Below are 13,552 nucleotides of genomic sequence, written 5' to 3'. Positions count from 1 at the left end.
TGTCGAGGGCAATGAGTGCAATTTATTGAGCGGGGCACCTGGCAGAGATGCCGTCCCTGCGAACGCAGGGACCCATAACCACCAGCCTACATTGTTGAAGCGCAGCCGTCGCTCCGAGTGCCCATTCCGCCCGCCGCGGCGTATGGGCCCCTGCGTTTGCAGGGGCGACAAGTTGAGGGGTCTCGCCTCTATTCCGTCATCCTGCGTTCGCAGGGACGACATTTGTTACCGCTTCGCGCTCGCCTGCTCGGCCGAGCTTTGCGCGGCTTCCGCGAGCTTGGCGGAGATCGCCGCGGTCTCGGCAGGCGTGCCCCAGCTCGGCGCGTCGCTGCCATTGCCCCAGGCGCGTGGCCGGTAGAAGGTGTGCACGCCGAACTTGTGCATCTTCTTCATTTCATTGACCCAGGACGGCCGCACCCAATAGGCGTGGTAGTGCGTCGACTTGTCGACTTCCGGCAGCCAGAGCTGGCCATCGAGCATCGCCTTCGCGATCTTCTTCGCCCGCTCCCACATGTCGGGCTCGCGAATGACATCCTTGTTGTTATCGCAGGCGAAGGTGAACTGGCACGCCAGATGGCGATGCTTGTTCTGGTAGACCACGCCGCACACGGTTTCGGGATATTTGCCGGAGAAGGCGCGGTTCAAAACCACCTGCGCCACCGCGATCTGGCCTCGCACCGCTTCGCCGCGGGCCTCGAAGTAGATCGCTTCAGCCAGGCACTTTTCCGACTTGGCGCGCGACTTCTCGTCAAACAGGCCGAGACGTTCGGCCGGCGTCTTGGCGCGCTGGTTGTCGGCGTTGACCTCGCCCTTCGGCGCGACGCTTTCGCCCATCTCGCCGGCTCGCACCGGACCATCGGCATCGACCGGCAGCGAGGCCATCACCTTCATGTCGGAGTCCGGATGCGCTGGTGGCATGACAATGACAGGCTCTTCGCCGGGCTGCCAGCGTTCGATGCTTTCGGGCGAGCCGAGCGAGGAGCCAAAGAACAGGCTCGAGGTCTTGAAGGAGAAACCATCGCGCGGTGGCGTAGCCGCTTGCGGCGCGACCTTGAGATCGTCCTGCGGCTTGCTCTCGAGCGACAGCGACATATCCAGTGGCGGCGCGTTCAGCGCGGCCTGCAGCTCGGGATCGAGCGGTGCACGCTCGACGGGCGGCGGCGTCTCGGCAGTCTTGGCGCCCTTGACCGATGCATTTGATGTCGCCGGATCCTCGATCGCCGGCGCTCGATCGGCAGGGCCAGTGGTCTCCACTGCCGGCGACGGCGGCGCGATGATAAGGCGGTCGCCCTTCAATGTGCGGTCGACCTTGGGGAAATCGGCGGCGTGATAGCGCGGCGATGGAGCGACCAGCGGATTGCGCGTCACCGAACCCGTGATGTCGATGCCCTGAGTGTCGAGGCTTGCGAGACGGTAAGTCGCGGTCTGCGGCGACGAGGTTCCGATCGGGCGGCCGAAGGAGAACGTCGCGACCTGGATGCCGGCGGAGGAGAACACGCGCTTCTGCCAGCGCTCGGCGACGCCCGGCTGGCGCGCCAGCAGCGAGGCGATATCCTGATATCCGATCTCGGTCGGCATCAAAGCGAAGACGCAGAGACCGAGACCGAAGGACGCGAACCGCGCGCCCTTCGGCTGGTTACGCAACACAAACATCGATACGCTCACGCAACGCTTACACGGGTCGAACGTCAGTACATCCGTGCAATTCGACCTTTTTCGTTGGTATCGAATTTAGGTTGCCGGGGAGTTAATCGGCGTGGCGTGCGTGCTACCCGCAAGACATCGCGCAATTTTTCCGGATCGCATGAGAAGCGTTGGTAAATGGCCGCTCGATGAAAGTGGTAAACATCCCGTCAACGAAGATGATGAAGAGATTCTTGCGCGGCTCACTCACCTCGCAATGGCGCGGGTTCCAATTCACTGTGTCGCGCTGAAGCGTTTGAGTTCGTCATTGCTGTCGATGAATTGCGACGACCCTCACCTAGGCAGCAAGACGCAAATGCCCGGGACAAAGCCCGGGCATCACGTCGTGTTCGTCATCGTATCGAAGAAGCCCTACGCCTGGCTCTCAATCTTCTTGCCGAGCGCGGCCTGCGCGGCGGCGAGGCGCGCGATCGGCACGCGGTAGGGCGAGCACGAAACGTAGTCGAGCCCGATCTCGTGGCAGAACGCCACCGAGGCGGGATCACCGCCATGCTCACCGCAAATGCCGACCTTCAAATTGGGCCGTGTCTTGCGACCACGGGTGACGCCGATCTTCACCAGCTCGCCCACGCCATCGCGATCGACCGAGATGAACGGATCGATCTCGAGAATTCCCTTGCTGACATAGGTGCCGAGGAAACTCGCGGCGTCGTCGCGGCTGATGCCGTAGGTAGTCTGGGTCAGGTCGTTGGTGCCGAACGAGAAGAACTCCGCGGTCTGGGCGACATCGCCGGCCAGCAGGCACGCACGCGGCAGCTCGATCATCGTACCAACTTGATAAGCGAGCTTCTTGCCGGTCTCCTTCATCACCGCCTGCGCGGTGGCGTCGATCCGCGCCTTGACCAGGTCGAACTCGGCCTTGGTCGCGATCAGCGGCACCATCACCTCGAGGCCGACGGCCTCGCCGGTGCGCTTCTCGGCTTCTACCGCCGCTTCGAAGATCGCGCGCGCCTGCATTTCGGCGATCTCAGGATAGGCGATCGCAAGACGGCAGCCGCGGAAGCCCAGCATCGGGTTGAACTCGGCGAGATCACGGGCGCGATCGGCGAGCTTGCGCGGATCGGTGTTCATCGCGCGCGCGACTTCCTCGATCTCGGCCTGGGTGTGCGGCAGGAATTCATGCAGCGGCGGATCGAGCAGGCGGATCGTGACGGGCAGGCCCTTCATGATCTCGAACAACTCGACAAAATCGGCGCGCTGCATCGGCAACAGTTTTGACAGCGCCGCGCGGCGCGACTGTTCGTCCTCGGAAAGGATCATCTCGCGCACGGTGCGGATGCGGGTTTCCTCGAAGAACATGTGCTCGGTGCGGCACAGCCCGATGCCCTCGCCGCCGAATTTTATCGCGGTGCGCGCATCTTCCGGCGTGTCGGCGTTGACGCGAACTCCGAGCTTGCGAACCTGATCGGCCCAGCCCATCAGCGTGCCGAACTCGCCCGACAGTTTCGGCTCGATCATCGGCATCTTGCCGGCCAGCACCTGGCCGAGCGAGCCGTCGATGGTGATGACGTCGCCGGTCTTGAAGGTGCGCGAGCCGACGCTCATGGTGCCGCGGCCATAGTCGACGCGAATGGCACCGCAGCCGGAAACGCAGGGCTTGCCCATGCCGCGCGCCACCACCGCGGCGTGCGAAGTCATGCCGCCGCGGGTGGTCAAAATACCTTCGGCGGCGTGCATGCCGTGAATGTCTTCCGGACTGGTTTCGACGCGCACCAGAATGACGTTGCGGCCGTCGGCCTGAAGTTTCGCGGCTTCATCGGACGAAAACACGATCTCGCCGGATGCGGCGCCGGGCGAGGCCGGCAGGCCGGTCGCGATCACGTCGCGCTTGGCCTGGGGATCGATGGTGGGATGCAGCAATTGATCCAGCGAAGCCGGATCGATCCGCATCACCGCGTCCTTCTTCGAGATCAGGCCTTCATTGGCGAGCTCGACCGCGATGCGCAGCGCTGCCTTCGCGGTGCGCTTGCCACCGCGGGTCTGCAGCATCCACAACTTGCCCTGCTCGACCGTGAACTCCATGTCCTGCATGTCGCGATAGTGCTTTTCGAGCAGCGTGTAGAACCGCGTCAGTTCCTTGAAGGCCTCCGGCATCGCGCTTTCCATCGACGGCTTGTCGGAACCGGATTCCTGGCGCGCTTCCTCGGTGATGTCCTGCGGCGTGCGGATGCCCGCCACCACGTCCTCACCCTGCGCGTTGATCAGGAATTCGCCGTACAGCTTGCTCTCGCCGGTCGAAGGATTGCGCGTGAACGCGACGCCGGTCGCGGACGTTTCGCCCATGTTGCCGAACACCATGGCCTGCACGTTGACCGCGGTGCCCCAGGATTCCGGAATGTCGTGCAGGCGGCGGTAGGTCACCGCACGCGCATTCATCCAGGATGAGAACACCGCGCCGATCGCGCCCCACAATTGCTCGTGCGGATCCTGCGGGAAATCCCTGCCGGTCTCGCGCGCCACCGCTTCCTTGTACTTGCCGACCAGCTCGACCCAGTCATCGCCGGTCAGATCAGTGTCGAGCGTGTAGCCCTGGCTGTCCTTGAAGGTGTCGAGAATGTCCTCGAAGTGATGATGCTCGAAGCCGAGCACCACGTCCGAATACATCGTGATGAAGCGGCGATAGCTGTCATAGGCAAAGCGGCGATCGCCGGAGAGTTCGGCGAGCGCTTCGACCGTTTTGTCGTTGAGGCCGAGATTGAGCACGGTGTCCATCATGCCCGGCATCGACGCGCGGCCGCCGGAACGAACCGACACCAGCAGCGGATTTTTCGAGTCGCCGAATGCCTTGCCGGTCAGCTTGCCGACATACTCAAGCGCCTTCTCGACCTGCGCCTTCAGCGCGGGCGGATAGGTTTTGTCATGCGCGTAGAAATAGGTGCAGACCGAGGTAGGAATGGTGAAGCCCGGAGGCACCGGCAGGCCCAAATTGGCCATCTCGGCAAGGTTGGCGCCCTTGCCGCCGAGCAAGTCGCGCAGGCCCGCTTTGCCCTCTGCCTTGCCGTCCCCGAAGGTATAGACCCACTTGCCGGATTTTACCGCCTCGGCGGCAGGCTTGCGGACGGCAGCCTTCTTGGCCGCGGCCTTGGCGACCGGCTTGGCCGGGGCCTTCTTCAGCGCCTTGCGGGCCGAGGCCTGCGGCGCGGCCTTCGGCCGGGCGGATGGCTTTGATTTCGCTACAGATTTCACTGCAGCCTTCTTGGACTTCGCGACGGCTTTGGCCATGGATTCCAACTATCCGAAAAAGGGAAGAAGATTGCGCGCCTTACACCATTTTGAGGGGTTCCGCGCAAGCCGCGAAACCCCGCTTTTCAGTGCTAGAACTTGAACATCTTGAGCACGCCAAGACCCACCAGGCCGACGAAGATCAAGTAGATCGCGACGATGTAGTTGAGCAGCCGCGGCATGATCAGGATGAATATCCCGGCGAGCAGAGCAACGATCGCGGGAACATGCGTGGCGGTGATGGTCATTGAAATCTCCAGATGATCGGGGGCGGGAAATCGAATCGAGGGCGGCAACTTAACCGCTGGCGCGGTTCGGGAATAGCAAGACGCTTAACCGCTTCAATGGGTTCCAGCCTCCGCAACAATTCCCCAGAAATGTCGCGGATGAGGCCGCGCTTTTCCCGGAACAATGCTGCACGCGATGAATTGGCCCGCATTGTGTGTGCTGGCGAAAGCCGGCACCTCTTCTCGCGAAGGAGTTGACCATGCGGAACAGACTATTTGCCATTGCGGCGATCGCCGGCGCGATGGCCGTCCCGATCGCGGCTCAGGCGCAATCCACGATCGGCACAGGTGGCGGCAGCGCGGTCGTCATCGGTGAACATGTAGAAGGCATCGCGCCCGACGTGCGTCCGGCCTTCCGCGAATACATCGTGCGTGAACGCGTGCCGAATTACACTATTTCCGAGCGTGTGACGGTTGGCGCCGTGCTACCGGAAACCGGCGTGACCTACTACGACGTGCCGCAATCGTTCGGGGTGACGCCCTATCGCTACACCGTGGTGAACGGCCAGACGATATTGGTCGAACCGCGTTCGCGCCGCATCGTTCAGGTGGTCGATTGACCTTCAGTAGCCTGAACGATTGGTCCGGGCGCCGCGCAAGCGGATGTGCGCGAGATACGACCGGACAAGAAGCCCCGCCCGGCGTCCCCTCCGGGCGGGGTCTTCTTTGTGCGCTCGTTCACTGCCGTGTCCCGGACGCGGTGCAGCGCGGAGCGATGCACCGCAGAGCCGGGACCTATGTATGATTGAGGCGAGATGGGCCCCGGCTTAGCAGCGCATCACTTCGTGCTGCGCAGCATCCGGGGCACGGGCATCGGTCAGCTATTCCCTGATTTCCAATCCAGGCTTCTTCACCACCAGCCGGTGAATCTTCTTTCCCGATGAGGCGCTGACGATCTCTTCGTCGAGCAATACGGTCGCGGTCGTCAGCTCCGCCTGCACGACCGCCGGATCGAACGCGGCGTAAAGCCGTCCCTGCGCGTCGCGCTGATCGGCGCCCTCGGTGACGCGCCAGCTCAGATAGAGAATGCCGCTGGGCTTGACGATATCGAGCAGGCGGCGGACCGATGCCGCAATCTCCTTGCGGTCGAGATGCATGATCACGGTTTCGCACAGCACGTTATCGAACGTGCCGATACCGCGCAGCTCGGGCAATTCGGCATGCGCGAACTTGCACGACGGATAGCGCCGGCGCGCTTCATTGAGCAGGCCCTCCGAGGCGTCGAAGCCCATCGCCGAAAAGCCGTGGGTGTGAAGCCAGGCGACCTCGCGGCCGCAGCCGCAGCCGATATCGGCCGAGTTGCCGCCGCGCACGAAAAAGCGTTCGACGACTTCCTGCAGGTCGACGGGCGCCGGCTGACCGAGCCAGTCCTTCGCGCACGCCGCCGCATCCTGGTCATAAGCGGCGAGCGTCTGAGGATCCATGGTCTAGCCTTCGATCTTGGAAAAATCCGCAACCGCGCGGGTCGCCGCGCGGATTTCGTTCAGGAGTTTTAGTCGGTTCTCGCGCACATCAGGTTCATCGGCATTGACCTTGACCTTGTCGAAGAACGCATCGACGGCAGGCCGCAGCTTCGCCATTGCGCTCATCGCGGCGGCGAAATCTTCCTTCTGGACTGCGGCTCCGGCCTCGCTCTTGACCTGATCAATCGCCTTGGCGAGCGCCTTTTCTTCGGCAAGCGCGTAGAGCCCGGCATCCGGCGCACCATCGAACGTGCGTTTGTCCCGCTTCTCCTCGATCGAGAGGATGTTACTCGCACGCTTGGTCCCTGCAAGCAGGTTCTTGCCGTCGTCGGTGTCGAGGAACTTGCCGAGCGCCTCGACGCGGCGGACCACCAGCAGCAAATCATCCTGTCCGCCGAGCGAAAACACGGCGTCAACGAGATCGTGCTGCGCGCCCTGGTCGCGGAGCTGGACCTTCAGGCGGTCGGCGAAGAAGACAAGCAGGTCGCCCGGAAGCTTCTCGGCGTCGCCCTTTTCCGGCAAGCCAGCCAATGCTGACTTCGCCACGTTCAAGATCGGCAGCCGGAGTGTATTCTCAACGATCAGCCTGATGGCACCCAGCGCTGCGCGCCGCAATGCATAGGGGTCCTTGCTGCCGGTCGGCTTCTCGTCGATCGCCCAGAAACCCGCCAGAGTATCGAGCTTGTCGGCCAGTGCGACCGCCGCGCTTACCGGATCGCTCGGCACGCGATCAGTGGGGCCTTGCGGCTTGTAATGGTCCTCGCTCGCGGCGGCGACGGAGGCGTCTTCGCCTTGCGCCTGCGCATAGTACTTCCCCATCAGGCCCTGCAGCTCGGGGAATTCGCCGACGACTTCGGTCAACAGATCGGCTTTTGCCAGATGCGCCGCGCGCTTGGCCTTCGCGACGTCGGCGCCGACCAGCGGCGCGATCTCGGCCGCCAGCCGTTCGATCCGTTTGATCCGCTCCGCCTGCGTGCCAAGCTTCTCGTGAAACACGATCTGCTCGAATTTTGGCAGCCGGCTCTCCAGCTTCGTCTTCAGGTCGGTCTCGTAGAAGAATTTTGCATCGCTCAACCGCGCGCGGATCACGCGCTCGTTGCCGGCGACGATCACCTTGCCGCCGTCGGTCGCTTCAATGTTGGCAGTCAGAATAAATTTGTTGGCGAGCTTCCCGGTCTTGGGGTCGCGCACCACAAAGCATTTCTGGTTGTTGCGGATGGTGGCGCGGATCACTTCGCCCGGGATCGGCAGGAATTCCTCATCGAAGGAGCCCATCAGCGCGACCGGCCATTCGACGAGGCCGGCGACCTCGTCCAAGAGCCCCTGGTCCTCGACCAGCTCAAAGCCTTGCGCGAACGCCAATTGCTTGGCGTCGGCGAGGATGATGTCCTTGCGCGCCTGCGGATCGAGTACGACCTTCGCGGCCTTCAGCTTGGCTTCGTAATCCGCGAAGCGCCGCACCGGAATCGCCGACGGCGCCATGAAGCGGTGGCCGAACGTGGTCTGCCCGGCCTCGATGCCGTCGACGGAAAACTTTACCACATCGGGTTCTTCGGTCTCCGGACCGAAGGTCGCGATGATCGAGTGCAGCGGCCGCACCCAGGAGAGCGAACCCGATTTGGTCGAACGAGCGCCCCAGCGCATCGACTTCGGCCACGGGAAGGTTCGGATGATGACCGGCAGAATCTCGGCGAGCACATCGATGGTGGCGCGGCCCGGCTTTTCGATCAGGGCGATGTAGAAGTCGCCCTTCTTCGGGTCGGTCTGGATCTTGGCGTCTTCGATCCTGGCCAGACCGGTCGCCTTCAAGAATCCCTGGATCGCGGCATCGGGGCCGCCGACGCGCGGGCCGCGGCGCTCTTCCTTGAGGTCGGACTGCCGCTGGGGAATGCCGTGCACGGTCAGCGCCAGCCGCCGCGGCGTCGCGAACGCTTTCGCGCCTTCATAGACCAGGCCCTCCGCGACGAGCTTGTCGGTCACCATGCGGCGCAGATCGTCCGCCGCCTTCGCCTGCATGCGCGCGGGGATTTCCTCGGAAAACAATTCCAGCAGAAGATCAGGCATCAGACCGCCCTGCCCGCTTCGGTGTGAACCCAGGCCTCGCCGCAGGCCTTTGCCAATTCGCGCACGCGCATGATGTAGCTCTGCCGCTCCGTCACCGAGATCACGCCGCGCGCATCGAGCAGGTTGAAGACATGGCTCGCCTTGATGCACTGGTCATAGGCCGGCAGCGCCATCAGATGTTCTTTCTGATTACCGCCCTCCTTCCACCCGGCCGCGAGATATTTCTTGCAAGCGTCTTCGGCCATCTTGAACTGCTCGAACAGCATCGCCGTATCGGTGTGCTCGAAATTGTGCCGGGAATATTCCTGCTCGGCCTGCAGGAAGACGTCACCATAGGTGACCTTGTCGGCGCCGTCGCGGCCATTGAAGTTGAGATCGTAGACGCGGTCGACGCCCTGCACATACATCGCAAGACGCTCGAGTCCGTAGGTGAGCTCGCCGGAAACGGGTGCGCATTCGACGCCCGCGACCTGCTGGAAGTAAGTGAACTGGCTGACTTCCATGCCGTCGCACCAGCACTCCCAGCCCAGCCCCCATGCGCCAAGCGTCGGGCTTTCCCAATCGTCCTCGACGAAGCGGATGTCGTGCAGGCTCGAATCGATGCCGATCGCGGCCAGCGACTTCAGGTACAGATCCTGAAGGTTCGGCGGCGACGGCTTCATGATCACCTGAAACTGATAATAGTGCTGCAGCCGGTTGGGGTTCTCGCCGTAGCGTCCGTCCTTCGGCCGGCGCGAGGGCTGCACATAGGCCGCATTCCAGCGCTTCGGCCCCAACGCGCGCAGCGTCGTCGCCGGATGGAAGGTGCCTGCGCCCATTTCCATGTCGTAGGGCTGCAGGATCACGCAGCCCTGCTCCGCCCAGAACCGCTGGAGAGCAAGGATGAAGCCCTGGAACGAACGTTCCGGGCGCATATGGGCAGGCAAAGCGTCCATCGGCAGAATCGGTCTCGCGAAGGGGGTTTTAAAGTGCGCGGGACCGTATCGGCGTAGGGGCAGGGAATCAAGGCGATGGAGCCTTGTATTCCTCATGGTGAGCGCGGCGGGCCGCGCGTCTCAGGACGATGCCAGCATCGCCGAGCGAGCCATGAGGCCCCGAACGTGTGGGCCATCCTTCGAGACGCGGGCTGTCGCCCGCCCCTCAGGACGGAGGCTAGCCCGGCCGGTAAGCGCCGGTGACGGGGTCGCGGCGCAGCGTTGGGATGTCGGCCGTCTGTGTGGCCTCGGCGACGCGCGCCAGCCGTGCCTCTTCGAGTTCCCTGTTGATGCGGACGGCGGTCTTGTAGGCCCAGCGGACCACGGCGAGCCCTCCCAGGGCACCCGCGAATGCGATCAGCGGCGGCATCGGTCGATCCTTGTCGTTCACGTGTCAGCCCCCAATGGCTCGCATTCTCGCCGAAGCCGGCCTGCATCGCAATTACGCTTTTGGGACTAAATGGCGCGGGTACCCCCGGCCTAGAACCCGAATTTGGCCCAAATTGCCCGGGTCTCCAGCGCCGAAATCAGGTCATCCGGCAATCCCCCGATACCGTCGGCCAGCGAACCCGCGCCCGGTGATCTCCGGCCCAACAGCCCGGCCAGCATTCCGCTTGCCGGCGCGATAAGGGGCGTCAGCACTTTGTCACCATAGCGCTCGCGCAGCGTCGAGCGGAGATCGCCGATCTTGTCCGCAAGGCCGAGCGACACCGATCTCTCGCCCGCCCAGTATTCGCCGGTGAACAGGACGTCGTCGGCCCCCTTGAGGCGCGCACCGCGGCTGCCTTTGACCAGCGCGATGAAGATGGCGTGGATCTCGCGCTGAAGCGTCTTCAGGCGGGCGACGTCATCCGGGTCTTCGGGCAAGAAGGGGTCCAGCATCGCCTTGTGCTCGCCTGCCGTGTAAAGCCGCCGCTCGACACCAATCCTCTTGATCAAGTCCTGAAAGCCGAAACTGCCGCCGACCACGCCGATCGAGCCCAGGATCGAGGACGGATCGCAGAATATCTCGTCGCCCGCGCAGGCGATCATGTAGCCGCCGGATGCGGCGACGTCCTCGACGAACACCAGCACCGGCAGTTTCTTTTCCGCAGCAAGCTGCCTGATCCGCAAATAGATTTGCCGCGATTGCACCGGCGAGCCGCCGGGCGAATTGATCACCAGCGCCACCGCCTTGGCGTGTCGGGTGGCGAAAGCGCGTTCGAGCGTTGTTGGCGATGCCGGCCAGCGTCAGGCCCGGCCGCAATGGCGTCACCGCACCGATGACGCCCGACAGGCGAACCACCGGAACGACCGGGACGTCGCGCCGGAATTTTGCCGGAATGAATCGTTTCATCCTGTCAATGAGGCCCGGCAATCCCGTGCGATCACTTAATTGTTCACTCATGCCGTTACCTCGAATTAACCATTTTTTATCACGCCAATGTCATTGGAAAGGCCGGAACGCCTTTTGGCAGGATGCCTTTTGCATCGCAGACGAGAGACTGCAATGGCGCAGCGGAGACTGACATGAAAATCTACCTGCTGATAATGCTCATCGGCAGCCTTCTGACCGCGATTCACTTTACGTCGGCGCCCAAACAACAGTCCGAGACGCTTCCGCAATAGCGAGTAATTGGGAGTTGCGGGCCGACTTTACAGGTTCGCCAGCGGCAAGGTTCCCTTCCCGGCCAGAATCTCCTGGCCCCTTTTATGGGGCTGACCTTGCTCGTCATTGAGCATCAGGGCGGGATGGATTTGCGTCGGCGCCCGCCCACCCTTGATGGCGCGAACCAGGATGCGATTGGCAGGCCCCCGTGCGTCACCGTGAACCGGCAGCACCTGCAGGCTCCCGAAACCGTGATCGAGCGCCGAGAGCACTTCGGCGATTCCATCGGCACGCCAGATCAGCGTCAGCGCTCCCTTCGATTTGAGAATGCGCCGCGCCGCGTGAATCCATTTCGAGAGCGTCGTTGCGGTCGCCATATGCGCGGTCCCGCGTGCCGTGTCCGGCGAGACGCGATGCCGCGCCGGGTCGTTGAAGGGCGGATTCATCAGCACCGCATCGACCCTGTCAGGAAGGAGTCCGGCAGCGGCAAAGGCCGTGGCATCGGCCTCCACGTCAAGCACGATCACGTCGGCTCGAATCGCATTCGCCTCCGCATTGGCGCGCGCAAGGCCCGCCAGCACAGCATCGATCTCGACCAGAACCAGATCGATGCCGGCCACGCGCCTGGCGACCGAAAGCCCCGCGACGCCGACGCCGGCGCCGAGATCGGCCACGCGGTCACCCGGACGGGCTGCCGTCGCTGCCGCCAGCAGCACTGCATCGTGACCGGCGCGATGTCCCGATTTCAGTTGCTTCAAACGCAATTGCCCGCCGAGAAACGCATCCTCGGTGAGTTCGAGGTCAGTCATCGGGGCGCAATTCGTGAGCCAGACCCGCCTCGGCCAGCAACTGGCGGGCTGCGCGATTGTCGTCCTCATGAACCAGGATGCGGCGTGGCAGGATGCCGATCGATCCCTCGATGACGCTCATGTTCTGGTCCAGCACCAGATGATGGATATTGGCGCCGTCGAGCAGCGCGCCGATCGCAGAAACCAGCACGATATCGTTGGTCCTGACCAATTCCCGCAAGTGGTGTTCTCCTTTTCGCCCCGATGCGACGCGGCACCAGGTCTGTCAACTGCTACGTGCCCTTGCCGCGATTGCCGGCACTTTCTATTGTAGAATAAGGATAGTGCGAATTGGCCAAAATTGGAGACCCGTGTGGCGGTTATTGTACCCTTCGAAAGCCCGTCGAACGCTTCGATAGATGCGCTGGTCGGGCTGGTCGCCGCCGACATGGAGCGGGTCAACGCCACGATCCTGTCGCGCACGGGATCGGAAGTCACCATGATTCCGGAGGTCGCCAACCACCTGATCTCATCCGGCGGCAAACGTCTGCGCCCGATGCTGACGCTGGCGATGGCCCAGCTCTCCAACTATTCCGGGGACGGCCATATCAAGCTCGCCGCCGCGGTCGAGTTCATGCACACGGCAACCCTGCTGCACGACGACGTAGTCGACGAGAGCGAACTGCGCCGCGGCAAGCTGTCGGCGCGGATGCTGTGGGGCAATGAGGCCAGCGTGCTGGTCGGCGACTTCCTGCTCGGCCAGGCCTTTCGCATGATGGTCGAGGTCGGCTCGCTGCGTGCGCTCGACATTCTCTCCTCGGCTGCGGCCACCATCGCCGAAGGCGAAGTGATGCAGCTTGCGGCGGCCAAGAACACCGCGACCACCGAGGACGAATACCTCGCCGTGATCAGGGGCAAGACCGCCGAATTGTTCGCCGCCGCCTGCGAAGTCGGACCCGTGATCGCCAACCGCCCGAAGGCCGAGCAGACCGCATGCCGCTCGGTCGGCATGAATCTCGGCATCGCATTCCAGCTCGTCGACGACGTGCTGGACTATGGCGGCAAGGCCGCGAAACTCGGCAAGAACATCGGCGACGATTTCCGCGAAGGCAAGATCACGCTGCCGGTGGTGCTGGCGTTCCGCCGCGGCAATGACAGCGAGCGGAAATTCTGGATCAAGGCATTGGAGCGTGGCGAGATCGGCGACAGCGACCTCGATCACGCCATCGGCCTGATGACCAAGCACCGCGCGCTGGAGGATACGATCAGCCGCGCCCAGCACTACGGCGCAATGGCCGTCGACGCGCTCGCGCTATTCCCGGCCTCGCCGATGAAAACCGCACTCGAACAGGTCGTGGCGTTTTGCCTGGCGAGGTCACATTGATTCCGCTTCCGTCATACCCCGCGAAGGCGGGGTATCCAGTACGCCGCGGCCTATCGATTCAATCACTGATGTCTCTGG

General features: G+C 63.3%; 11 protein-coding genes and 1 pseudogene. 2 read left to right on the top strand and 10 right to left on the bottom strand.

Annotated features, from left to right (window positions below; genetic code table 11):
- Nucleotides 1-225: 225 nt before the first annotated feature.
- The 3 genes from V1278_RS11955 to V1278_RS11945 form a co-directional block, all read right to left on the bottom strand.
- Nucleotides 226-1,653, bottom strand: coding sequence for a cell wall hydrolase (locus tag V1278_RS11955; protein WP_334364426.1), 1,428 nt, complete (start codon nucleotides 1,651-1,653; stop codon nucleotides 226-228).
- Between the two features lie 402 nt (nucleotides 1,654-2,055).
- Nucleotides 2,056-4,926 (bottom strand): pyruvate, phosphate dikinase, encoded by a 2,871-nt coding sequence (ppdK, locus tag V1278_RS11950; protein WP_334380835.1) that lies wholly within the window; start codon nucleotides 4,924-4,926, stop codon nucleotides 2,056-2,058.
- A 92-nt stretch (nucleotides 4,927-5,018) separates the two neighbouring features.
- The gene (locus tag V1278_RS11945) at nucleotides 5,019-5,174 is read right to left on the bottom strand and encodes a DUF3096 domain-containing protein (RefSeq protein WP_082637306.1); all 156 of its coding nucleotides are present in this window, start codon (nucleotides 5,172-5,174) and stop codon (nucleotides 5,019-5,021) included.
- A gap of 239 nt (nucleotides 5,175-5,413) precedes the next feature.
- On the opposite strand from V1278_RS11945, the gene V1278_RS11940 reads away from it, so the two are divergent.
- Nucleotides 5,414-5,773 carry a DUF1236 domain-containing protein gene (locus V1278_RS11940; protein ID WP_334364428.1) on the top strand — a complete coding sequence of 120 codons (360 nt, stop codon included), beginning with the start codon at nucleotides 5,414-5,416 and terminating at the stop codon, nucleotides 5,771-5,773.
- Between the two features lie 261 nt (nucleotides 5,774-6,034).
- On the opposite strand, the gene V1278_RS11935 is transcribed toward V1278_RS11940, so the two are convergent.
- From V1278_RS11935 to V1278_RS11905, 7 genes and pseudogenes are all read right to left on the bottom strand, one after another.
- Complete coding sequence (locus V1278_RS11935; RefSeq protein WP_334380834.1) at nucleotides 6,035-6,637, bottom strand: class I SAM-dependent methyltransferase; 603 nt, start codon at nucleotides 6,635-6,637, stop codon at nucleotides 6,035-6,037.
- 3 nt (nucleotides 6,638-6,640) lie between these two features.
- The gene (gene glyS / locus V1278_RS11930) at nucleotides 6,641-8,740 is read right to left on the bottom strand and encodes a glycine--tRNA ligase subunit beta (RefSeq protein ID WP_334380833.1); all 2,100 of its coding nucleotides are present in this window, start codon (nucleotides 8,738-8,740) and stop codon (nucleotides 6,641-6,643) included.
- Nucleotides 8,740-9,675, bottom strand: coding sequence for a glycine--tRNA ligase subunit alpha (locus V1278_RS11925; RefSeq protein ID WP_334380832.1), 936 nt, complete (start codon nucleotides 9,673-9,675; stop codon nucleotides 8,740-8,742). Before V1278_RS11925 ends, glyS begins: the two co-directional genes overlap by 1 nt.
- A gap of 217 nt (nucleotides 9,676-9,892) precedes the next feature.
- Complete coding sequence (locus V1278_RS11920) at nucleotides 9,893-10,084, bottom strand: hypothetical protein (protein WP_028346932.1); 192 nt, start codon at nucleotides 10,082-10,084, stop codon at nucleotides 9,893-9,895.
- A gap of 110 nt (nucleotides 10,085-10,194) precedes the next feature.
- A pseudogene (locus V1278_RS11915) lies at nucleotides 10,195-11,101 on the bottom strand (S49 family peptidase).
- A gap of 248 nt (nucleotides 11,102-11,349) precedes the next feature.
- Entirely contained in the window at nucleotides 11,350-12,111 is a 762-nt protein-coding gene (locus tag V1278_RS11910; RefSeq protein WP_334380831.1) for a tRNA1(Val) (adenine(37)-N6)-methyltransferase, read from the bottom strand.
- Complete coding sequence (locus V1278_RS11905) at nucleotides 12,104-12,331, bottom strand: putative signal transducing protein (RefSeq protein WP_028346935.1); 228 nt, start codon at nucleotides 12,329-12,331, stop codon at nucleotides 12,104-12,106. Before V1278_RS11905 ends, V1278_RS11910 begins: the two co-directional genes overlap by 8 nt.
- Nucleotides 12,332-12,463: 132 nt before the next feature.
- Between V1278_RS11905 and V1278_RS11900 the strand changes: the two genes are divergently transcribed.
- Nucleotides 12,464-13,474, top strand: a complete 1,011-nt coding sequence (locus V1278_RS11900; RefSeq protein WP_334364434.1) for a polyprenyl synthetase family protein — start codon at nucleotides 12,464-12,466, stop codon at nucleotides 13,472-13,474.
- Nucleotides 13,475-13,552: the final 78 nt, after the last annotated feature.

It is taken from the genome of Bradyrhizobium sp. AZCC 1577 (assembly GCF_036924575.1).
Classification (GTDB): Bacteria; Pseudomonadota; Alphaproteobacteria; order Rhizobiales; family Xanthobacteraceae; genus Bradyrhizobium.
The sequence above is the reverse complement of the archived record's forward strand: the minus strand, read 5'-3'. Positions and strand labels throughout refer to the sequence as shown.